The following is a 22,919-nucleotide window of genomic DNA, read 5'->3' as shown; positions in this document are numbered from 1 at the left end:
TCTTTGTATTATGATAGTTTGAATAATTAGTTCTATTTATTTGAAACTGTATTATATACAAAATGAAAATTGTATAACTGTTATACATAAAGAAAGCGCTATCAGGTTAATGTATTAGATCCACACTGTCTTTTGACAAGTAGAGATTTAATCAACTACTATATAGGCAATCATTGGTCCTTCATGATTTTTATCAGAATGGGACAGACAAATTAAACGATAGATTCCTTCCTTTTGAAATTGTAGCGGTACGATTGTTTCCTCCCCTTTCTTTACAGATCCTTTTATATCTGTGTTTTCGATGATGAAGGGATGTTCTTTTCCGTTCACCCCCAAAATAGATAAATGAACCTTTTCGCCAACTTCCATAAATATGGTGCCAGGATCCCAACGGTACACCTCGATTTTCGTGTTATCGGGTAATTTGGCTGAAAACTCACCCGTTACAAGATGGATTTCCCTTATCTTATCTTGATGGTCCTCCTGTTTAAATACCGCTTCGTTCTCTTGGTTTATAAAAAACCATCCTCCTGCAGATGCTAATATTACCATGAAAATAATACAATACCATAAAAGACGTTTTTTAATAATAACAAGCTTCATAACCACCCTCCTTAAATTTGGCTGCGAATTTGATTAATAAGTCTTGTTAGCCATTATATGCGGACAAGGGGGGAGAACTTGTCATCAAAAATGAAAGCTTCTGTTTGAGAACAAGGAAAATGAACATATGCTTAACTTCATTCAGCAAATGCTTTTTGTACCGAAAGCTTGCGACAGGTACAGAAGTCCTCCACTTCTACAAGTGGGAACTGAATGCAAATGGTTCTATGATTCAGTGGGGACTCAAACCCTGGCTGAATGAAGTTAAGCCTTCGGCGGATGTCACGGATTTTTTAAAGGTAGTTTACCCAAGCGAGCTCAGGTAATCCGGACGCAAATTCGACGGGCGAATTTGATAGATTTTACATTTTTTCTTTCTATGGGAATAAACATTTTGTATGAAATGAGGATTTCTTTTTGACAAGCGGGAGCTAAAGTTATAATGTTTTATATATTATGTTTCATTCTTATATGATCAGAGAGTGTTTGTAAAAAAAGGCAGCAGAACGTTTAGTACTTGTTCGTTTCTTTTACATACAATTAATGCTGGAGAGGTGGGTTATTTTGATTCATTTATATACTCATAATGATTTAGATGGTCTGGGATGCGGAATACTAGCGAAATTAGCTTTTGGTGAAGAGGTGGAGGTTCATTATAATTCTGTCGCCAGAATAAATTCGCAGGTTGAACGTTTTTTTGATGCAACAAAGCAAAATGAGCTTCGAAACAATACTATATGGGTCACAGACTTAAGTGTCAATGAAGCAAATAGTAAACGGATTGATCAATTTGTTCGAGAAGGTGGTAAAGCACAATTCATTGATCATCATAAAACAGCCTTGCATTTAAATGAATATAGCTGGGCGGAAGTAATGGTTGAATATGAAGATGGAAGATTAACCTCTGCAACATCATTGTTTTATGATTATTTACTAGAAAATCAATGGTTGACAGCAAAGGGTTCGTTAAATGAATTTGTAGAGTTGATTCGGCTATATGATACATGGGAATGGGAAAAGAATAATGAAATGAAAGCAAAACAGCTAAATGATTTATTCTCGCTCCTTTCACTTGATGATTTTGAAGGAAAGATGCTTGCGAGACTGAAGACTGAGGGTTCATTTTCATTTAATGAGTTTGAACAGCAGCTGCTCAAAATGGAAGAAGAGAAAATAAATCGATATATTCGCAAGAAAAATCGTGAACTAATCCAAACGTTTATTGATGACCATTGTGTCGGAATTGTTCATGCTGAAATGTATCATTCTGAACTAGGGAATGAGCTTGGTAAGGAAAATAGTCATCTTGATTATATTGTGATTCTGAACATGGGCGGGAAAAAGGTGAGCTTCCGAACGATTCATGATCATGTGGATGTTTCTGAAGTTGCTGGTAAATTTGGCGGTGGCGGACATGTGAAGGCTTCGGGCTGCACGATGAATGAAACAGCCTATAAGCTGTTTGTTCAGGAGGTTTTTCCACTTGACCCGTCAAGGCTTGATGCACCCAAAAATCAGTATAATCTTAAGAATAATCCAGAAGGCTCACTTTATGAAAATAACAATCGTGAAAAATGGTTTATTAAGGAGCATAATCAGCAATGGATTGTTGAAAATGGCAGCAAAACATTACCGCTGACCTTTAACAGCTTTACGGAAGCGGAACACTTCGTTAAAAGGCAATACAATGCTGCATTATCAAGAGATGATCAATATATGGAATATCTTAAGAATATCAAAGGGAAAGCATAAGAAATCATTTATTTCGGCAATATAAGGGTGGAGGTGTTTCAATATGAGTAAACGAAAGCAAGATCCATCCAAAATAGGACTAAGCTCATCTCGTGTAGAAGGTCAAGGAACAACAACAATGGAAACAGGCATGAGAGAGGTATCCTCTGCACGAAAAAAAACAAAGCAATCATAATAAAACGCAAAGGGATAATCCCTTTGCGTTTTGTTTTGCAAGAAATGTTTAGCTTTGGTACATGTCAGCGATTTGTTTCTGTAGGTCGCTGTCTTCTAAATACTCATCATAGGTCATTTGTTTATCTACCATACCGTTCGGTGTAATTTCTATAATACGGTTAGCAATTGTCTGGATGAACTGATGATCATGAGATGAGAAGATCAGGGATCCTTTAAAGGCAATAAGTCCGTTATTGAGAGCGGTGATCGATTCAAGATCCAGGTGGTTCGTCGGTTCATCTAATAATAATACATTTGCCCCGCTTAGCATCATTTTTGAAAGCATACAGCGTACTTTTTCTCCACCAGAAAGAACACTGGCCTTTTTCATCACTTCTTCGCCTGAGAATAGCATTCTTCCTAGAAAACCTCTTAAAAAGCTTTCGCTTTCATCCTTTGGTGAAAATTGACGCAGCCAATCAACTAGGTTTAAATCACTGTTTTCAAAGTAGCGGGAATTATCTTTTGGAAAATAAGCTTGTGAGGTTGTCACTCCCCACTTAAATGAACCGCTATCAGGTTCCATTTCTCCCATTAGAATTTTGAATAAAGTCGTTTTAGCTGTTTCATTTGTGCCTACAAGGGCAATTTTGTCATCTTTATTCATAATGAAGCTTATATTGTCTAAAATCTTCTCGCCATCGATGGTTTTGGAAATACCTTCAACTCGTAATAAATCATTGCCGATTTCACGATCCGGAGTAAACCCAACGTATGGATAACGACGGGAGGATGGCCTAATATCATCTAGTGAAATTTTATCTAGTAATTTTTTTCGCGACGTCGCTTGCTTAGATTTAGATGCATTCGCACTAAAGCGGGCGATAAAGTTTTGCAACTCTTTAATTTTTTCTTCTTTTTTCTTATTAGCATCCTGTGCCATTTTTAATGCTAATTGGCTTGATTCATACCAGAAGTCGTAATTTCCTACATAGATTTGAATTTTTCCAAAGTCAAGGTCTGCAATGTGGGTACAGACTTTATTTAAGAAATGACGATCGTGAGAAACGACAATCACTGTGTTTTCAAAATTGATTAGAAATTCCTCAAGCCATTGAATGGCTTTAATATCAAGGTGGTTGGTTGGCTCATCCAGTAACAGTACATCAGGTTTTCCAAATAAAGCTTGGGCAAGCAGAACCTTTACTTTTTCAGCTCCAGAAATATCAGCCATTTTTTTTTGGTGAAGCTCCTCTTCAATCCCAAGACCTTTTAATAGAATGGCGGCATCTGATTCTGCTTCCCATCCATTCAATTCGGCAAATTCTCCCTCAAGTTCAGCTGCTTTCATGCCATCCTCATCTGTAAAGTCAGCTTTCATATATATGGCATCTTTTTCCTGCATTACTTCATAAAGGCGGCTGTGACCCATGATGACGACCTTCAAGACCTCTTCATCTTCATATTCAAAATGGTTTTGTTTTAATACAGCTAAGCGTTCACCTGGACCTAATTGTACAGAGCCTGATTGTGGTTCAAGATCGCCGGATAAAATTTTCAAAAACGTGGATTTTCCTGCACCGTTCGCTCCGATTAATCCATAGCAATTTCCTGGTGTAAATTTAATATTAACATCTTCGAATAATTTGCGGTCTCCATAACGAAGACCAACGTTGCTTACAGTAATCATTTCAGTTTATTCCTCCAAAAAACACAATATGAACCGATTATACCATTTTTGCAGAGGAAGAACACCTTTCATGGATACATTCATAAATGGAGCTGTATACAGCTGGAAATTGAAGGAGGATTTGCAGTCAGTGGCTAATAATAAGGTTGTAAATTTTATGAAAGTTTTAAATTATTGCAGGAAAACAGTGAACTGAACTCGTATTTATATAGTTAGGAACAGCGGTTGTCATCCATTTAACATTGTTTGTTCATATTTTATTAATATTTGCCATGTACAATAAAATCATAGAGATCATTTAAAGGGGTTTTTAGCATGCCTAGCAGACAGCTCATTGATTTGGTGAATAGGTTAAGGAAGTCGGGGATACAAATAAGCTTTTCTGAGCCTCGTTCCAAAATATCATTGTATTTACCTGATAACACTGATTTACCCCGGGAAATAGGAGACAAATCGCTTCAACAGGACGGGAAAAGAACTAGACATTTAACAGTATTGACGATTATTTAAATGAAAACAGGCAAGATGGACATCCTTGCCTGTTTTATTGTATCGATGGATGACTTAAATTTCAGCCATAATCTTATTATAAATGTCTTCTTTATTAAACTCCTCACCCATTGGAAACTTTTTAACATATTTGTTGTTTTCGTCAATTAGAAAGACGAAGGTACTATGAACATAAAAGCCATCGCCAGGGTCTCTATATTGAAATTGGAATGTATTAGCTAATTCCTGTATTTCGCGTTGGTCTTGTTTAATATTGTTTTGATCACCAGTTAAAATAATCCAGTTTCCATCATCCTCAATATCGAAGGTATCCATATATGTCAGCAACCGTTCCGGGGTATCTCTGTACGGATCAATGGTGATTGTAAGAAATTGAATCTCCTCACCATAGACACCTGCTGCTTTTAAGTCCTTTTTAAGCATATTCATTTTTAAAGTAGTGGTTGGACATATATCCGGACAATGGGTATACATGAATTCAACTAACTTTAGCTTCTTCTCTGATTTACTAAAATCATACTCTTCACCATGCATAGTAATAAGGGTAGTATCATCAGGCACTTTAGCAGATACATCTCTAACGATAAAATAGGAAATTCCTGCGGTAATTCCTATAAGGACAATGATAGCACTAAGAATATAAATCTTTTTCACGTTTTCCCCTCCCATGTTAAAGATATATAAAAAAGAGCAAGAATCATATGGATAAAATGTGAACATGAGTGATAATTCGCAAAATAAAGAACTGTTTCGCAAACAAGACATAGGAACAATTCCTTAAATAGAATAAACTTTGTGTTAAACATCATTATTATTGAAACCATGTTATAATAATATAGAAGAGAAAGTTCTGATCATGCTTATCATCCATTCCGCCCAAATGAAATGAACTGCTGCGAATTTTATGATTCGCTGTTAAATTTTTTCAATTTGTTCATACTAATAAGGATTCAATCAATTGTAATGTACTTACCATTTAATGGGTATGTATCCTAACCATGTATAGTTCATCCTTAAGGTTGTAGGAAAGAACTATCATCAAAAACTAGGGGGCGATTCCGATTTTTTTTAACAGAAAAGGTCAGGATGATAAATTGGAAAATATTATGGAGGATGTTGAGGTATACTCCTGTAGCGATTCCACTTGTAACGGCTGGATGAGAAAGGATTTTGCATCCGACGATTTAAAATGTCCTTTATGTGGACATGAAATGACAATGGAAATTCGGGAGCTGCCCAAGATATAAACTACACTTTTTGTGTAGTTTTTCTTTTATCTGATACAACCCGAATGCACTGGAAAGAGTTATCTTAATAAACATTATTCACAGAAAATTCACGATTGAAGCGTTTACAATAAGCGTTTATAAGCTATAATAAAAGTGTAGAAAAGATAAATAAACATTCTACAAAACAAGTTTAACACTTTTGGAGGCTCAACCATATAGTGTTCGTTTCGTTAAGAAATGAAAAAACTATATCCTTTCAAACAGAAAACGGCAAATAGTATTTTACGCAAGTAAATAAAATATCATTTGCTTGTTAGCACTGAAAGGCTGCCTCAAAAAAATTGAATACAAGGGGGAATTCAAACGGAATAGAGTTGACCATTCAGCCTATAGTATTGATACGAGCAAAACGAGGAATCTACTTTGAAATTAGGAACAATGTAAGTGAAAAGTAATTCAAGCTGCAAGAGACTTAATAAAGTTATCAAGCAAATAGTTCGGACAAATGTAAGTTTAAAGTTATGAGCACTAGGTTATAGCAAAATGCAAGCAGCTAAATAAAGTTACAAGTAGTGGTTATAGCAAAATGCAAGCAGCTTAAAAAGTTATGAGCAAATAGTTATGATAAAAAGCAAGAACTTAAAACGTTCTGGAGCAAAGTGTTATAACAAAAGCCAGCTTTAAAAGTTTCAGGCATAAGTGATAATTAAAGGTAAGTAGCTTAAATGGTTGCAAGCAATAGTGTATAACAAAGTAGCCAACAACTTATAAAGGTACGAGCATTAGTTTTACCATTGCAATAGCTTATAAAGGATCAGGCAATGTTATAACCAAGCAAAGGAACTTAACCAAGTCACAGGATGAGGAAAAGTAAGTAGCAGAAAGTTATAGCAAAATGCAAGCAGTAAAAAGTTTTGACAAGTATCTAATATTATTACGCTAATAATAAACTCTAAACCCAAAGGTCATCATACTCATAAAAGTGAAATCATTATTTCACTCAAGTAGATGATTAGGATTCCAATATACCTTGAAAACCCAGTTATCGATCGGGAGAATCGATAACATAGTAGTCAAAGAAATTGATAGCGAAACTGACACACATTGGCTGAAAAGCTAGTATAGTGAAATGAACGCATCTATATCGGAAAAGTGTTCGCATATCAGCTGATGACAAATGGTTGGGTCTCCAAAAGTGTTAATTAAAAATCCCTCCTTAACAGGAGGGATTTTTTGCTGTACAAACATCTGCAGCTGTATGAATAAAAATAGCTTGTGTGTAGTTATTCTGATTTTTTTGAGAGGCAGCGATCACATTCCATAATATGTGATTCAATTTGTTCGTTCACCGTTTGACCACACTCAGGACAAATTTTTAAAGTTTTTACGCTCATATTATCCTCCTCTTTTATAAAACAGTTTTATTGTTTTCCTATTGTTATGAAACAGTATATATCAAAAAAGCGGAATTGAAAACCGTTTTATCATAAAAAAACAGAAAATTTTTAATAATAAAATTTATTACACAACCGTATTCTCAAATGCAAACATTTATTTCCGTTTTAGTTTTTTGTGAATAGGTTTTCTCTAACCTAAAAGGGATGTATGAGAAGGTAGGCGAGAGAGTCAACTGATGCTAAAGATATACTTTTCAATTATTATTAATTTACGCTAATATAAGTAAATAAAAGAATAAACTCTTCTTATAGATTCGAGGGGAAGAAATGGAAAGGTTTCAACCAGTATGGAATATAATGAAAAAAGTCTGGTCGCGATTAAGTCCTCCAATCATTAAGTTTTTCAAGCGAACGATAGCACTCATTAGTGCTTTCTGGAAAAGGAAGCATTTGACCCAGATTTTAATCTTAAGCAGTCTTACGGTTGTATTATTGACTATTCTCTTTTTTGCTTTTACAGCCTCACAGGCAAATGTCCAATCGCTCAGAGAAGGATTAACACAAACCACGGTCATTTATGATAAGGATGGGGATGTAGCAACAAAAGTTGATACGAACCGGACGGAAGGAATTGATGTGAAGGACCTGCCAGAACATGTACCTAATGCGGTGATTGCGATTGAGGACCGCCGTTTTATGGAGCATAATGGGTTTGATTTAAAGGGTTTGACTAGAGCGTTTTTTAATAATCTTTTTGCTGGAAGGATTACAGGCGGAGGCAGTACCATTACACAACAATTAGCCAAAAATGCTCTCCTTTCCCCTGAACAAACCTATCGTCGCAAAATTGAGGAATTATTTTTGGCTGTGGAAATTGAAAAAAACTATTCAAAAGACGAGATTTTGAGTATGTATTTAAATCAAGTGTTTTTTGGTAGTGGTTCATGGGGAATCGACCAGGCAGCAAGAAAATATTTTAATAAGGATATTGGCTCGGTAACCATCAGTGAAGCTGCCCTTTTAGCCGGTCTCCTGCAATCACCATCAGCGCTTGACCCCTACCGGCATTATGAGAGGGCAATAGAGAGAAGAAATGTCGTTCTTTATAGTATGAAAGAGCTGAGCATGATTACAGATAAAGAATACACTGATGCGAAGAATGAAAGGATTATTTTAGAAGACGGCGGCGGAAGCTATATAAAACGGGAATTTCCCTATTATGTTGATGCGGTATTGGACGAGGCCATTGCTAAATATGGACTTACCCAGGAAGAAATCATGACTAGGGGTTATCGTATTTATACTGAAATGGATCAAAATATACAGTCGATGCTAGAGAATGTTTATCAGCGTGATTCAGTGTTTCCGACTGGAAAGGGAGGCACACTTGTGCAAAGTGGGTCTGTTCTACTAAATCCTCAATCAGGCGGAGTTCTTGGATTAGTTGGAGGCAGAGGTGATTATGTTTTTCGTGGCTTTAACAGGGTTACACATATGAAGGCACAGCCAGGATCGACAATAAAGCCACTTGCGGTCTATACGCCAGCACTTGAAGAAGGGTATGAAACAACATCAATTCTTAAGGATGAACCATTGAAAATGGGTGACTATGCACCGGAGAATTTCTCACATACCTTCCAAGGTGAAGTCCCGATGTATGAAGCTGTTGAACAATCCTTGAATGTTCCTACTGTTTGGCTGTTAAATGAAATTGGCTTAGAAAAAGGAATTGCTTCATTAGAAAAGTTCGGTATTACACTTGAAAAAGAAGACCATTACCTTGGAATTGCACTAGGCGGGATGAGGAAAGGGATTTCGCCGCTACAGCTTGCTGAGGCATATAGCGTATTTGCGCATGAAGGGAAAAGAGAGGAAGCTCATTTTATCACGAAAATTATTGGTCCAACAGGCAATGAAATTGCAGAGTACAAAAAAGAAACAACAAGAGTCACAACCAAAAGGGTTGCTAACGAGATGAATTCTATGCTGCTTGGTGTGGTTGAGTCTGGAACAGGCAAAGGTGCCCAGATACCAGGGCTTGTGCTTGCTGGAAAAACAGGGTCTACTCAGCTACCTTATCATGATATCAATGGTACTAAAGATCAATGGTTTGTTGGCTATACGCCGAATATCGTCGGAGCGGTCTGGCTTGGTTATGACCAAACGGATAGAGAGCATTATTTAGCTTCCAGCAGTTCAGAAACCGTGGTACCCATTTTTAAAACGATTATGGAAAGTATTAAGCCCTATATTGAATCGGCAGAATTCACTACCGAATCTGTTCGTACTCAACAGGCAGAGGAGGGCCCTGATTTTGAACGACTTCTTAAAGAACAAAGTGATAAATGGAGAGAGGTATTTCGAGAAGAAGCTCCTAAGTGGAAGGAGAAATTAGATCAAGGAATCGATAAAGCTGGTGAAAAGGGCAGGCAGTTAAAAGATAATATTGAAAATTTTATTAATCCTTAAAAAGACAGCATGGTCATTCGATAAAAAATGACAAAATAAATATTTTTCAAAATAATTTATCTTTAAAATCTGCCAATTTGTGATAAAGTATTACTATCAGATTTTTCATATTTAGTTTTATATGTAGATTGGAGACGAAAATCATGTCAAACGAAAACATTAGTATCACCCTAACCACCAATAAAAAACAAAAACCTGATGTTCATAATCTTGTATTCGGTAAGGTTTTTACTGATCATATGTTTGTGATGGATTATTCATCAGAAAAAGGCTGGCATGATGCACGTATCATCCCTTATCAACCTATTACAATCGAACCATCAGCCATGATTTTCCATTATGGACAAACCGTTTTCGAGGGTTTAAAGGCGTATTACTCAGTTGAAGGGAAAGTGCTGCTATTTAGACCTGAAAAAAATATGCAAAGATTAAATCAGTCAAATGACCGACTTTGTATTCCAAAGATTGATGAAGAGCTTGCACTTCAGGCATTAAAAGAACTTATTACTATTGATCGTGATTGGATTCCGCAGGCTGAAGGGACATCACTATATATTCGACCATTTATTATCTCAACTGAGCCGACTCTTGGCGTTCATCCTGCTAACAACTATAAATTTATGATTATTATGTCACCAGTTGGTTCTTATTATCAAGAAGGCATTCATCCAGTTAAAATAGCAGTTGAAAATCAATATGTCCGCGCGGTAGCCGGTGGAACAGGGCAGGCGAAAACGGCCGGTAACTATGCATCTAGTTTAAAAGCACAGGAAGTGGCTGAGGAGCTCGGCTATTCGCAGGTATTATGGCTTGATGGTGTCGAAAGAAAGTATATTGAAGAAGTTGGGAGTATGAATATTTTCTTCAAAATTAATGGAGAAGTCATTACACCTGAATTAAACGGCAGTATTTTACCAGGAATTACAAGAGATTCAATCATCCATTTACTTAAGCATTGGAATATTCCTGTGACTGAAAAAAGAATCTCGATTGATGAAGTATATCAAGCCTATCAAGATGGTTTATTAGAAGAAGTTTTTGGAACAGGAACAGCCGCGGTTATTTCACCAGTTGGTGAGTTATTTTGGAATAATGAGAAGTTAATCGTAAATGGTGGCAAGACTGGTGAATTATCTATGAAGTTATATAACACTTTAACAAGCATTCAACTTGGCGAAAAGCCTGATCCATTTGGCTGGGTCGTGGAAGTTGAGAAGAAAGTTGAACATAAATAGACTGATTTTTCTAAGGGGAGAGAAAAACCTGAATGATTAAAGCGATTTTTTTTGATCTAGACGATACGCTTCTATGGGATCAACGAAGTGTGAAGGAAGCCTTTTCGGCTACATGTCAAGTAGCTGCTGAAAAATATCCTGTTGATCCTGAGAAGCTTGAAGCATCTGTTCGGGAAGAGGCGAGAAAGCTGTATGCGAGCTATGAAACCTATCCCTTTACGCAAATGATTGGAATCAACCCTTTTGAAGGATTATGGGGAAATTTTTTAGATGATCATGATCAATTCCGAAAAATGAAGGATATTGTTCCGGGTTATCGAAAAGAATCATGGAAAAGAGGCCTTGCTCAGCTTGGTATTGATGACGATGATTTTGCTACCCTCTTAGCTGAGCGCTTTCCGGAAGAAAGACGTAAAAAACCGTTCGTATATGAAGATAGCTTTACTATATTAGATGAATTAAAAGGTAAATATAAATTATTGCTTCTTACTAATGGATCTCCGGATTTGCAGCAAACGAAGCTTACCATTACGCCAGAGCTTGTTCCATATTTTGACGAGATCGTCATCTCAGGTGCCTTTGGAAGAGGGAAACCAGATCCTTCTATTTTTGAACATGCTGTTTCATTGCTTGGGGTACAAAAGGATGAGGTATTAATGGTTGGAGATAATTTGATGACAGATATCTTAGGTGCTTCTCGAGCAGGAATAAAGTCCGTTTGGATTAACCGTACAAATAAAAATCGTAATGAAGTAGTGCCAGATTATGAAATGAAAGAATTAAGTGACCTGTTTAATATTTTAGACAGTCTTAACGTGAAAGAAACGAAATAAATAGCCATTTAGCAAAAGCCTCGGATTCAATGAACCGAGGTCTTTTCTTAATTCATAGTTGAGATTCTAATTAGTATAATGGCTGAAAAGAACGAAAGGGTGATTAGAGTGGGAAAATCTTTAACAGGAAAGAAAATTGTACTCGGAGCTTCACGTAAAATAGAAGAAATGACGGCTTTAATTGAAAAGCAGGGCGGGACAGCGCTTGTACGCACATTACAGGGGACCGTTTTTAAGGCGGACGCGGAAGTAAGAGACAGTCTGCTTGCATTTACTGAAACAGGAGCGGATTGGGTAATTTTCACAACGGGGATTGGCTTTCAAACCTTGCTGGAGCTTGCAGAAGAATCAGGAAGGAAGGAAGCATTTATTAAACAGCTCCAAAAAGCGAAAATAGCGACTAGAGGTTATAAAGCGGCCGCAGCTCTTAAACAGTATGGATTAATGAATGTAGCTTCCGATGATGATGGTACTACGCAGGGTTTGATACGGCAATTAAAGGAGGTCGATTTTTCTGGGCAACGTGTAACCGTGCAGCTACATGGTGAAAAGGCACCCGGATTAATGAACTTCTTAGCAGAAAAAGGAGCAGTAACAACCCAGCTTCTGCCTTATCAGCATATCCCGCCAGTATCCGACACCGTTGATACGCTTTGTCAGGAAATCTTAGCTGGAGAGGTTGATGCGGTTTGTTTTACAACAGCTATTCAAGCTCATTCACTGTTTAGCTTTGCGCAGGAGAAGGGGATAAGCGGTCAGTTACTGACAGCTTTCGAGAGTCAAACGGTTGCAACTGCGGTAGGAAAGGTGACTGCTGAGGCATTGCGTGAGGTGGGAGTTAATCGGATCGTAGTTCCTACCCATGAGAGAATGGGTGCGATGATTGTAGAATTGGCGAATTACTATGACGAGAAGAAAGAATGAGGAAGCATGTTTCCTTATCTTTGTGTAATGATGTAAAAAATGATATGATTATTTTGTTTGTTTCATTAATTATAAAGGAGTTGGATACAAATGACTAAAAAGGGATACATACAAATGCAAAACGGCGAAAAAATTGAATTTGATTTATATCCGAATGAGGCACCAAATACAGTTGCGAACTTTGAAAAGCTAGCGAACAGCGGTTTTTATAACGGTGTCACTTTTCACCGTGTCATTCCTGGCTTCGTCTCACAAGGGGGAGATCCAACGGGAACTGGCGCAGGCGGACCTGGTTATACAATCAAATGTGAAACTGAAGGAAATCCACATAAGCATGAAGTAGGCTCTTTATCTATGGCGCATGCAGGCAGAGACACCGGTGGTAGTCAATTTTTTATCGTCCATGAGCCACAGCCTCATTTAAACGGAGTACATACTGTTTTCGGTAAGGTAACTTCAGGAATGGATACAGTCCTTGCTATGAAAAATGGCGATGTAATGGAAAAAGTTGAGGTCTTTGAAGCGTAAGTAAATACTCGTTGAAAAAGCAGCTAAGTTCAGAACTTAGCTGCTTTTTCATGCACAAACAACAGTTAAATGAAGTGAAATGATTTATATTTATACAATTTTATGATTAATTATTGACTTTTCTCAAAAATAAAGTATGATAATAACCATTAAAGATAAATCGATAAAGGTGAGGGCAACAATGGTTGAAATCAGAAGGGCGAAAATTTCAGATATTGACAGATTGCATGAGCTAATCCATATTTATTCAGAACAAGAGGTACTGCTGCCGAGAACGAAGGAATCACTTTATCAAAATATTTTTTCTGTCTTTGTAGCTGAGAAGAATGGAGAAGTGGTGGGATCGGCAAGCTTAACGATTCTTGATAAGGATTTAGCAGAAATCCGTTCACTCGTTGTTGATACCTCTGCACTTAAGAGTGGGATTGGAAAAATGCTCGTAGAAAGAATTGTTGAGGAAACGAAGCGATTAGGAATTGAAAAGCTCATTTCTTTGACGTACCAGGTGGATTTCTTTCGAAAATGCGGTTTTGAAATCACTGTAAAGGATAAAATGCCGCAAAAGGTATGGAAGGATTGTATTACTTGTCCAAAGCTTCATCACTGTGATGAGGTTGCTATGATTCTGTATGTGAAAGATAATATCTGTGTATAAGTGAGTGAATCGAGTTACAAAAAAGGCTGTTCCCTAGGTGTCAGGTGCCTACAATGATTTTTACATTGTAGTCCCTGACATCTTTTGGGACAGCCTTGTTCTATATTATAGAGCTTTTAACGTATCAGTTAGTACGGGTACGATTTGTTTTTTACGCGAAACTACCCCTTTTAGAACAGCGGTGTTGTTATCAAGCTTCACATTAAAAGCTGTTTCAACCGCACTAGTCATTTTTCCAAGCGCAAGTCCAACAGAATCATTAGTTAAGATATCTGTCACAACAAATAAGAATAAATCAAGATTTTCGTCTGCGATGGCCTTTGTTATCGCTTCTTCAATCTCTTTTTTCTGATCAAGTACATCTTTTGTATCCACGGCATTCACTTGTGCAATTTTAACTTTGTAATTGCCCATGTCAAAGCCTTTTGCATCAAGGGTAATTAACTGTTCAACCGTTTTATCACTAAGGTCTGCACCTGCTTTTAGCATATCCAGACCGTAATTCTCTGCATCAACACCAGCAATTTCGGCTAATTCACGTGCTGCAGCCTTATCCTGCTCCGTGCAGGTAGGTGATTTGAATAATAAAGAATCAGAAATAATGGCTGAAAGCATTAATCCAGCGATTTCTTTCTTAATTTCAACACCATGTTCCTTATAAAGCTTGTTTAGGATGGTAGTAGTACAGCCTACTGGCTCAGCGCGATAAAATAATGGATCGCTCGTTTGGAAATTGGCAATGCGGTGATGGTCAATGACCTCAAGAATCCGAACTTGATCAATGTCGTCAGCACTTTGCTGGCGCTCGTTATGGTCAACTAGGATTACCTGATTGGTTTCAGGCGCCACTTTCTCTACTAGTCGTGGTACGTTAACTTGGAAATAATCTAATGCGTATTTTGTTTCACCATTAATTTCGCCAAGTCGGACAGGCTCAGCGTTGAATCCAAGCTCAGATTTTAAATTTGCATAAGCAATAGCAGAACAGATTGAGTCTGTATCCGGGTTTTTATGTCCGAGAACTAGAATTTTTTCCATATGTATGCTCCTTACTGAAATAATAATTTTGGAAACTATCGTCATAATCTAGATAAGTTTCAACAAACATATATTAACACATTTTTAACAAAAAATAGTCAATTTTAATTCATATTTTATCCATTTCCTATTTAATTAGTCAGATTTGTGGGTAATGCCGAAGAAAATCATCATTTTAGCGAATAAATCCATCCTGCCGAAAGGGACCAATTGTCCAAACAACTAATATAATAATAAAAGAACAAATGATTTGTCAGCTTAAACTAAAAAGAGTAAGATAGAAAAAATATCTTCAGGTTCCTTGTACCGATTTCATTTTTATGACTGGAGGGAGACGTATGAGAGATGTTTGTTTAACGGATATTTTTAACCACCATATAGCCCAAAAATATGTTACCCGGTCTGGTTTGGTTCATGCTATTGCGTGTGCTTACCATGCATACAGGTATGCTAAAGAGCAGAATGTTGATGTGGATAGTGCGGCAAAAGCTGCTTTCCTGCATGATATTGGACATTATACTTGGTACAAAAATGGCAAATGGGATTACGATTTATATCGACAGAATGATATCCATGCCATCAAAGGGGCAGAAAGAGCTCATAAATTATTGATTCGATTAGGTGAAAATCCTGTAAAGGCAAAGGAAATCGCCCTAGCTATTCTGTTTCATACTGATTCTTACTTCCCAGGAGGTGAAATTGTTCGGACGCCGCTCCAGGAAATAGTTAAACGGGCGGATGAAAAGGATGAAGAGCCTGGGGGCAGTCATCACTATCGGCAAATTGAAAGCAACCGGGCGTATCGACTATTACAGCGATTAGATCAGAAAATAGATAAAGTGTATGCTGAAAAATATATTTAAGTCTGGCTAAATTAGCCGGACTTATTTCAATTAACAACATTTCGCTCCTATAAGAATAATCCTCTCCCAATTGGAATATGTCTAAACATGTGCAGTAACAATAAAGGGGGATGGAACCTGATGTCTTCTCACGTACACAAAATGGAGGTAAATGTCCCGATTGATAAGGTATGGAAATTTGTTGAATCGATGGATGCATGGGCACCGCTTATTCCAGGCTATATTGAGCATGAAATGATAAATGAAAGAGAATCGAACTGGACGTTTAAAAGTGCTTTTGGAATTCTTAAGAAGAAGATTCAGCTAAAGGTAAATATAACGAATTGGATAGAACCGGAGAGAGTTACATTTGATATAATGGGAATTAATGAAAAACTAAATGGTCATGGTTATTTTAAAGCGGTCAAAATATCTGATAATAGAACGAGTATGACTGGATATTTGGAAATCACAGCTGGTGGAAAGCTGGCCAAGGTAATGAACCCACTTCTAAAGACTAGTATCCCAGAAATGACGGAAGAACTCACACTTGCTGTGGGACAAAAAATAGAGGATATCGTTAATCGTTGATTTTTTTTGTGAAAAAAACATTATTTTATTAATAAACTATTTTAATATTTAAAAAGGATAGATAATAAAGGCAAAAGCCTATTTATCTATCCTTTTTTGATATATAATGGTTTTGATTTCCTTTCCTATTATCTGCTCTTTGTAAATTTGTTCACTTTTTAACGAAAAAAATGTTCACGAGCTTTTTTAAATGTGTTATTCTATATTCATAAAAAGTATAACATATTTAATCGATGTTTAGGATTAATGATCATGTTGTCTTGATAAGTTAATGTTTGGTTTGGATAGTTTGGCTTTCTTTTTTATTAGCAGATGGTAGCGCTTTATAAACTACATCTCATTTCATTGAATTTATGATATCCCTCGGTTATAGAAAAGGGTGTGAGTATTATTTTATCAGAAAAAGAAGTTGTGTACGTTGTTTCAGACTCTGTAGGTGAAACTGCGGAATTTGTTGTAAAAGCTGTCGCAACCCAATTTAATGGGGGGTATGTGGACATACGCAGGCATTCTTATGCAGAGGACAAAGAAGATATTGAAGAAGTTCTTGCGATGGCAAGGCAGACAAACTCTATTATTGCTTATACGATTGTGATTCCACAGTTAAAGAGATATCTAGATCAGCGTGCTAATGAAGAGGGAATAATCGCTGTCGATCTCTTGAATCCACTCATGGAATCCTTTATGAAAAGATTTAAAAAAGAGCCAAATCATCAGCCAAAATTAATGAGACAGCTTGATGATGAATATTTTCGTCGTGTAGAAGCGATTGAATTCGCTGTTAAATATGATGATGGTCGTGATCCTCGTGGGGTTATGCGGGCGGACATTGTCTTAATCGGTGTTTCGCGAACATCCAAAACACCATTGTCAATGTATTTGGCACACCAGGGATTTAAGGTGGCAAATGTCCCGTTAGTACCGGAGGTTTCACCACCAGAAGAACTTTTTAAAGTTCCACGAAATAAGTGTGTTGGTTTAGTGATCACACCAGATAAATTGAACGAAATTCGCAAAGAGCGTCTAAAATCACTTGGTCTAAGGTCGGAGGCGAACTACGCTAGCTTTGAAAGAATTCTTGAGGAACTTGAGCATTCTGAGAAAGTCATGAAGCGGGTAGGCTGTCCGGTAATTAATGTATCTAACAAGGCTGTGGAAGAAACAGCCAATCTTATCATAGATATTTTGAAAAGTGAGAGGAGCAGGTAATAATGAATAAGTTTGTTTACTTATTTAATGAAGGAAATAGTGAAATGAAAGACTTATTAGGGGGAAAAGGGGCAAACTTGGCTGAAATGACGAATATCGGTTTACCTGTTCCATTTGGTTTTACCATTTCTACCCAAGCTTGTAATGATTATTATGATGCCGGTAAAAAAATATCTCAATACGTAGAAGAACAAATTATAGCGGCGCTTCAAACACTTGAGGATAAATCAGGAAAAAGATTAGGTGACCCGTCCAATCCATTATTGGTTTCTGTTCGTTCAGGTTCTGTTTTTTCTATGCCTGGAATGATGGATACAGTATTAAACCTTGGTATGAACGATGACACCGTAAAGGGTGTTGCCACTTTAACGGAAAATGCCCGCTTTGCTTATGATTCTTACCGCCGCTTTATTCAAATGTTTAGTAATGTAGTACTTGGCATTGACAGCTTTTATTTTGAGCAATATTTAGAAGAAACCCGTGAAGCAAAGGGCTATCAGGCAGATCCTGAATTAACGGCTGAGGATTGGAAGGAAGTTATAGTTGGTTATAAAGAAATTGTAAAAAAACATACGAAAAGTGATTTCCCTCAGGAGCCAAAAGCGCAATTATTCCTGGCTATTAATGCTGTTTTTGATTCATGGAACAATCAGCGTGCGATTATTTACCGTCGCTTGAACAAAATTCCTGATCATTTAGGTACGGCTGTAAATATCCAAAGCATGGTATTTGGTAATATGGGAAATGATTCTGGTACAGGTGTTGCCTTTACACGTAACCCATCAACAGGTGAAGCTACTCTTTATGGTGAATACTTAATCAATGCACAAGGAGAAGACGTGGTGGCAGGAATTCGTACACCACAGCCAATTCACGTGCTTCAAAAAGACATGCCTGAAGTGTATGAAAAGTTTACGGCGACATGTCAATTACTTGAAAAACATTATAAAGATATGCAAGATATCGAATTTACCGTTGAGCGTGGCGAATTATTTATTCTGCAAACACGAACAGGTAAACGAACAGCACAGGCTGCGATTCGTATTGCTGTTGAAATGGTAAAGGAAGGGATTATTGATAAGGAGACAGCTATACTACGTGTTGATCCAGAGCAGTTAGATCAGCTTCTTCACCGTCGCATTGATGATACATTTGTACGTAAACAATTAGCTAAAGGTTTACCTGCCTCACCGGGGGCTGCTACAGGTTCAGTGGTATTTGATGCAGACGAAGCGGAGCAGTTAGGGAATGATGGGAAAAAGGTTATTCTTGTTCGTCCTGAAACAACACCGGATGATATTCACGGAATTGTGGCTTCGCAGGCAATTGTGACTAGCCGTGGTGGAATGACAAGTCATGCTGCCGTTGTAGCCCGTGGAATGGGGAAGGCCTGTATTTGTGGTTGTGAAGCATTAAAAATAGATTTAGCTGGAAAGAAATTTACTGTCGGCGATACCGTTGTTCAATATGGTGATGTCATTACCATTGATGGTTCAACAGGCGAAATCATGCTTGGAGAAATACCAATGATTGATCCGCAGCTTTCTGAAGAGTTCCAATTATTGCTTTCATGGGCAGATGAAACAAGAAAGCTTGGTGTTCGTGCGAATGCTGACAATCCTGAAGATGCTGCGAAAGCACTGGAATTTGGGGCAGGCGGAATCGGACTTTGCCGTACCGAGCATATGTTTATGGATCCAAAACGGATACCGATTGTACAGGAAATGATATTGGCAGAAAACTACGAAGAGCGTATGAGTGCATTAGATAAATTATTACCAATGCAGCAGAGTGATTTTGAAGGTATTTTTGAAGCCATGCAAGGTCTTCCGGTTACGATTCGTTTACTTGATCCTCCAATGCATGAGTTTTTACCTGATAAAGAAGAGCTTCTAGTAGAAGTAACAAAGCTGCAAATGACAGCACCAGATTCTTCCCAATTAAAAGAGAAGGAATACTTATTGAAAAAAGTAAATCAGCTAGCCGAGTTTAACCCGATGCTAGGACATCGCGGCTGTCGTTTAGGTATGATATTCCCTGAAATATACGAAATGCAGGCAAAAGCTATTTTCAATGCGGTTGTAACATTAATCAGCAAAGGTCTGGAAGTAAAGCCGGAGATTATGATTCCACTTGTTGGCCATGTGAATGAGCTGAAAGCGATGCGCCAGCTTGTTGTTGAAACCGCTGAAAAAGTGAAGCAAGAAGCAGGCAAGGAATTTGATTACTTAGTAGGAACTATGATTGAAGTTCCACGTGCTGCTCTTACAGCAGATCAAATCGCTGAAGAAGCTGATTTCTTCTCCTTCGGTACAAATGATTTAACGCAGACAACCTTCGGCTACAGTCGTGATGATGCAGAAGGTAAGTTCCTGCAATCCTATATCGAGCAAAAGGTTCTTCCTGAAAATCCATTTGCTGTGCTTGATCAACAGGGTGTTGGTAAACTAGTTGAAACAGGTGTTAAGCTTGGACGTCAAGTGAAGCCTAATTTAAAAACAGGGATTTGTGGTGAACATGGCGGTGAAAAATCCTCCATTGCCTTCTGCTATGAAGCAGGTTTAGATTATGTAAGCTGTTCACCATACCGAGTGCCTTTAGCACGTCTTGCTGCAGCTCAAGCAACAATTCGTCATGAACAAACGGACGAAAAGGAAACCATTGGTTCAAAATAAACGGTCAGATAGAGAGCATCTCCTTAACGGTGCTCTCTATTTCTTTTTCATGTACAATTGAAAATAGAATTGTTATGATATCGATGGCAGACTGCAGTGTATAAGAAAGTTGTTCTATGACTCTATAATATAATTTACCGTTTTACATATAAGGAGCTGATATAATTGAAGGCACAAGTTATTCATTCATTTGGTGAACCTTCCGTATTTCAAGTAGAAGAGGTACCAATGCCGACGGTAACACCAGGTCATCTGTTAATTGAGGTGAAGGCTACCAGTGTGAACCCGATTGACACGAAAATCCGCAGCGGTTTGGTGCCGGCTGTTTCTCCGGCTTTTCCAGCCATCCTGCATGGTGATGTTGCTGGAATTGTCGCAGAAGTCGGAGAAGGTGTGACTGAATATAAACCTGGTGATGAAGTATATAGCTGTGCAGGCGGGTTTAAGGGAACAGGTGGGGCTCTGGCGGAATTCATGCTTGCAGACGTTAGGTTAGTGGCTCATAAACCGAAAAATTTAACGATGGAGGAAGCGGCAGCTATTCCGCTTGTAGCCATTACAGCCTGGGAAGCCTTGTTTGACCGTGCTCAAATATCCGCCGGAGATGAAATATTAATTCATGGAGCAGCAGGTGGTGTTGGACACGTAGCTATTCAATTAGCGAAGTGGGCAGGTGCAAAAGTGTATACGACAGCATCAAACATGAAAAAGCTTGAGTTGGCTAAAGAGCTTGGAGCCGATGTTGCGATAAATTATAAGGAAACATCAGTACAGGAGTATGTCGAAAAGTATACGAATGGGAAAGGGTTCGATTATATTTTTGATACAGTGGGAGGAGAAAATTTGGATCGGTCCTTCGCTGCTGCCGCCTTACATGGAACAGTAGTTGCGATTGCAGCCAGGTCTACGCATGATTTAACCCCGCTTCATTCAAAAGGATTAAGTTTTCATGTTGTTTTCATGCTTTTGCATATTTTAAATGAAAATCACCGCAAGCAGAATGGCCATTTCTTAAAGCAAATCACGGAGATTATTGAAGAAGGAAAGCTTCGACCGTTAATCGATCCCAAACGCTTCACTTTTGATGAAGTTGCAGAAGCTCATCGTTATTTAGATTCAAATCAGGCAATGGGGAAAATCGTCTTAACTAATAATTGGTCGCAATAAAATCGTCAATAATAATATTATGTAAACTAATATAAGGAATAGTATGAGGATGATTAAACAATGAATATTAAAAGATTATGTGAAATGCAAAAGATTCTTGATGAAAGAATCGTTAGAGAGCATAGCCTAGAGGGGAAAAATATAGCAGAAAATAAAGTGCTTGCTCTTCTTGTAGAAATTTCTGAATTAGCCAATGAAACTCGCTGTTTCAAACATTGGAGTACTAAGGGAGCAAGTGAGAATCAAGTATTATTAGAGGAATATGTGGATTCGCTGCACTTTTTCTTAAGTATTGCGAATGATTACGAATATGATGTAGACCGATTATTAGAGATTTATACAAACGAACTAAAGCAAGCAGGTGAGGAAAGAACGCTTGTAGCCAGTTTTATTCTTGTGACAGAGAAGATTGTCATGATGAATAAAGAAAAGGATGCCTATCATTATATTAATGCCTTTGTGGCCTATTTGGAGCTTGGCACTAGGCTCGGTTTCACCCCGGAAGAAATTGAACAAGCCTATATACGAAAAAATGAAATTAATCATCAAAGACAGGATAATGGCTACTAAGAAACAATGGCAATATTCAAAGCGAAATACAATCAAGGGGAACTGTAATGAAATTAGTATCATGGAATGTAAACGGTATAAGAGCGTGTGTTCGAAAAGGATTTCTAGATTATTTTGCCAATGTAGATGCAGATATCTTCTGTATACAGGAAACGAAGCTTCAGGAAGGGCAAATTTCTCTTGAACTAGATGGTTATCATCAGTACTGGAATTATGCTGAACGAAAAGGGTATTCTGGTACAGCTGTTTTTACGAAACAGAAACCACTTGCTGTAACCTATGGAATTGAACTAAAGGAACCTGATACAGAAGGTCGGGTCATAACGTTAGAATATAAGGATTTTTATGTTGTAAATGTATACACCCCAAATTCTAAACGGGATTTAACAAGGCTAGGTTATCGATTAGTTTGGGAAGATGCCATGAAGGAGCATTTAATCAAACTAAATCAGCATAAACCCGTCATCTTTTGTGGGGATTTAAATGTCGCTCATCAAGAAATTGATGTAAAAAATTCAAGGACGAATATTGGTAATTCTGGATTTACATTTGAAGAGAGAGGTAAAATGACTGATTTATTGGGCGCCGGCTTTATCGATAGCTTTCGGTATTTTTATCCGGACCGTACAGATATCTATACATGGTGGAGCTATATGAGTAAGGTGCGTGAGCGTAATATTGGCTGGAGAATAGATTATTTTCTTGTCTCGGATACATTAAAAACACAACTAAAGGATGTCTATATCCATTGTGATATTTTAGGCAGTGACCATTGCCCAATCATGCTGGAACTCCATGTTGAGTAGAAAAAAGCAGGATAGCTTTGAGCTAATCCTGCTTTTTTCG

Annotated in this window: 21 protein-coding genes; 16 read left to right on the top strand and 5 right to left on the bottom strand. The window is 37.6% G+C overall.

Features of this window, described 5'->3' with window-relative positions; all coding sequences use genetic code 11:
* Window positions 1-147: 147 nt before the first annotated feature.
* Window positions 148-603, bottom strand: a complete 456-nt coding sequence (locus BQ5321_RS14785; protein ID WP_071395200.1) for a hypothetical protein — start codon at window positions 601-603, stop codon at window positions 148-150.
* Window positions 604-1,167: 564 nt separating this feature from the next.
* On the opposite strand from BQ5321_RS14785, the gene BQ5321_RS14780 reads away from it, so the two are divergent.
* Window positions 1,168-2,355, top strand: a complete 1,188-nt coding sequence (locus BQ5321_RS14780) for a DHH family phosphoesterase (RefSeq protein WP_071395199.1) — start codon at window positions 1,168-1,170, stop codon at window positions 2,353-2,355.
* A gap of 43 nt (window positions 2,356-2,398) precedes the next feature.
* Entirely contained in the window at window positions 2,399-2,530 is a 132-nt protein-coding gene (locus BQ5321_RS23795) for a YuzL family protein (protein ID WP_084786819.1), read from the top strand.
* Window positions 2,531-2,578: 48 nt separating this feature from the next.
* Here the strand turns inward: BQ5321_RS23795 and BQ5321_RS14775 are convergent, their stop codons facing one another.
* Together BQ5321_RS14775 and BQ5321_RS14770 are read right to left on the bottom strand one after the other, a co-directional pair.
* A complete protein-coding gene (locus tag BQ5321_RS14775; RefSeq protein WP_071395198.1) occupies window positions 2,579-4,201 on the bottom strand; it encodes an ABC-F family ATP-binding cassette domain-containing protein in 1,623 nt (540 codons plus the stop codon).
* 564 nt (window positions 4,202-4,765) lie between these two features.
* Entirely contained in the window at window positions 4,766-5,365 is a 600-nt protein-coding gene (locus tag BQ5321_RS14770; RefSeq protein ID WP_071395197.1) for an SCO family protein, read from the bottom strand.
* A 401-nt stretch (window positions 5,366-5,766) separates the two neighbouring features.
* On the opposite strand from BQ5321_RS14770, the gene BQ5321_RS14765 reads away from it, so the two are divergent.
* The gene (locus BQ5321_RS14765; RefSeq protein WP_390622190.1) at window positions 5,767-5,958 is read left to right on the top strand and encodes a cold-inducible protein YdjO-related protein; all 192 of its coding nucleotides are present in this window, start codon (window positions 5,767-5,769) and stop codon (window positions 5,956-5,958) included.
* 1,265 nt (window positions 5,959-7,223) lie between these two features.
* On the opposite strand, the gene yhfH is transcribed toward BQ5321_RS14765, so the two are convergent.
* A complete protein-coding gene (gene yhfH / locus BQ5321_RS24080) occupies window positions 7,224-7,334 on the bottom strand; it encodes a protein YhfH (protein WP_139187810.1) in 111 nt (36 codons plus the stop codon).
* 330 nt (window positions 7,335-7,664) lie between these two features.
* On the opposite strand from yhfH, the gene BQ5321_RS14760 reads away from it, so the two are divergent.
* The 6 genes from BQ5321_RS14760 (at window position 7,665) to BQ5321_RS14735 (ending at window position 13,981) form a co-directional block, all read left to right on the top strand.
* Window positions 7,665-9,806: a transglycosylase domain-containing protein gene (locus BQ5321_RS14760; RefSeq protein ID WP_187143751.1), complete on the top strand. Its 2,142-nt coding sequence runs from the start codon at window positions 7,665-7,667 to the stop codon at window positions 9,804-9,806.
* Between the two features lie 143 nt (window positions 9,807-9,949).
* A complete protein-coding gene (locus BQ5321_RS14755) occupies window positions 9,950-11,041 on the top strand; it encodes a branched-chain amino acid aminotransferase (protein WP_071395195.1) in 1,092 nt (363 codons plus the stop codon).
* A 32-nt stretch (window positions 11,042-11,073) separates the two neighbouring features.
* Window positions 11,074-11,874 carry an HAD family hydrolase gene (locus tag BQ5321_RS14750; protein WP_071395194.1) on the top strand — a complete coding sequence of 267 codons (801 nt, stop codon included), beginning with the start codon at window positions 11,074-11,076 and terminating at the stop codon, window positions 11,872-11,874.
* A 108-nt stretch (window positions 11,875-11,982) separates the two neighbouring features.
* Window positions 11,983-12,798 carry a uroporphyrinogen-III synthase gene (locus BQ5321_RS14745; protein WP_071395193.1) on the top strand — a complete coding sequence of 272 codons (816 nt, stop codon included), beginning with the start codon at window positions 11,983-11,985 and terminating at the stop codon, window positions 12,796-12,798.
* A 90-nt stretch (window positions 12,799-12,888) separates the two neighbouring features.
* Window positions 12,889-13,326, top strand: coding sequence for a peptidylprolyl isomerase (locus BQ5321_RS14740; RefSeq protein WP_071395192.1), 438 nt, complete (start codon window positions 12,889-12,891; stop codon window positions 13,324-13,326).
* A gap of 181 nt (window positions 13,327-13,507) precedes the next feature.
* Window positions 13,508-13,981 carry an N-acetyltransferase gene (locus BQ5321_RS14735; RefSeq protein WP_071395191.1) on the top strand — a complete coding sequence of 158 codons (474 nt, stop codon included), beginning with the start codon at window positions 13,508-13,510 and terminating at the stop codon, window positions 13,979-13,981.
* Window positions 13,982-14,086: 105 nt separating this feature from the next.
* Here BQ5321_RS14735 and BQ5321_RS14730 read toward each other — a convergent pair whose 3' ends face one another.
* Window positions 14,087-15,019: a manganese-dependent inorganic pyrophosphatase gene (locus tag BQ5321_RS14730; RefSeq protein ID WP_071395190.1), complete on the bottom strand. Its 933-nt coding sequence runs from the start codon at window positions 15,017-15,019 to the stop codon at window positions 14,087-14,089.
* Between the two features lie 338 nt (window positions 15,020-15,357).
* Between BQ5321_RS14730 and BQ5321_RS14725 the strand changes: the two genes are divergently transcribed.
* The 7 genes from BQ5321_RS14725 to BQ5321_RS14695 all read left to right on the top strand — a co-directional run bounded on the left by BQ5321_RS14725 (window position 15,358) and on the right by BQ5321_RS14695 (window position 22,879).
* Window positions 15,358-15,882: an HD domain-containing protein gene (locus BQ5321_RS14725; RefSeq protein ID WP_071395189.1), complete on the top strand. Its 525-nt coding sequence runs from the start codon at window positions 15,358-15,360 to the stop codon at window positions 15,880-15,882.
* 120 nt (window positions 15,883-16,002) lie between these two features.
* A complete protein-coding gene (locus BQ5321_RS14720; protein WP_071395188.1) occupies window positions 16,003-16,452 on the top strand; it encodes an SRPBCC family protein in 450 nt (149 codons plus the stop codon).
* Between the two features lie 390 nt (window positions 16,453-16,842).
* On the top strand, window positions 16,843-17,661 hold the full coding sequence (locus BQ5321_RS14715) for a pyruvate, water dikinase regulatory protein (protein WP_071396935.1): 819 nt from the start codon (window positions 16,843-16,845) through the stop codon (window positions 17,659-17,661).
* A gap of 2 nt (window positions 17,662-17,663) precedes the next feature.
* Window positions 17,664-20,336 (top strand): pyruvate, phosphate dikinase, encoded by a 2,673-nt coding sequence (gene ppdK / locus BQ5321_RS14710; RefSeq protein ID WP_071395187.1) that lies wholly within the window; start codon window positions 17,664-17,666, stop codon window positions 20,334-20,336.
* Window positions 20,337-20,501: 165 nt separating this feature from the next.
* Window positions 20,502-21,503, top strand: coding sequence for a zinc-dependent alcohol dehydrogenase family protein (locus BQ5321_RS14705; RefSeq protein WP_071395186.1), 1,002 nt, complete (start codon window positions 20,502-20,504; stop codon window positions 21,501-21,503).
* Between the two features lie 60 nt (window positions 21,504-21,563).
* Entirely contained in the window at window positions 21,564-22,073 is a 510-nt protein-coding gene (locus tag BQ5321_RS14700; protein ID WP_071395185.1) for a dUTP diphosphatase, read from the top strand.
* Window positions 22,074-22,120: 47 nt separating this feature from the next.
* On the top strand, window positions 22,121-22,879 hold the full coding sequence (locus BQ5321_RS14695; RefSeq protein WP_071395184.1) for an exodeoxyribonuclease III: 759 nt from the start codon (window positions 22,121-22,123) through the stop codon (window positions 22,877-22,879).
* The last annotated feature ends 40 nt before the right edge of the window (window positions 22,880-22,919 follow it).

This window comes from Bacillus tuaregi (genome assembly GCF_900104575.1).
GTDB classification, from domain to species: domain Bacteria; phylum Bacillota; class Bacilli; order Bacillales; family Cytobacillaceae; genus Bacillus_BD; species Bacillus_BD tuaregi.
Note: the sequence above shows the minus strand (reverse complement) of the source record. Positions and strands in the feature narration are given on the sequence as shown.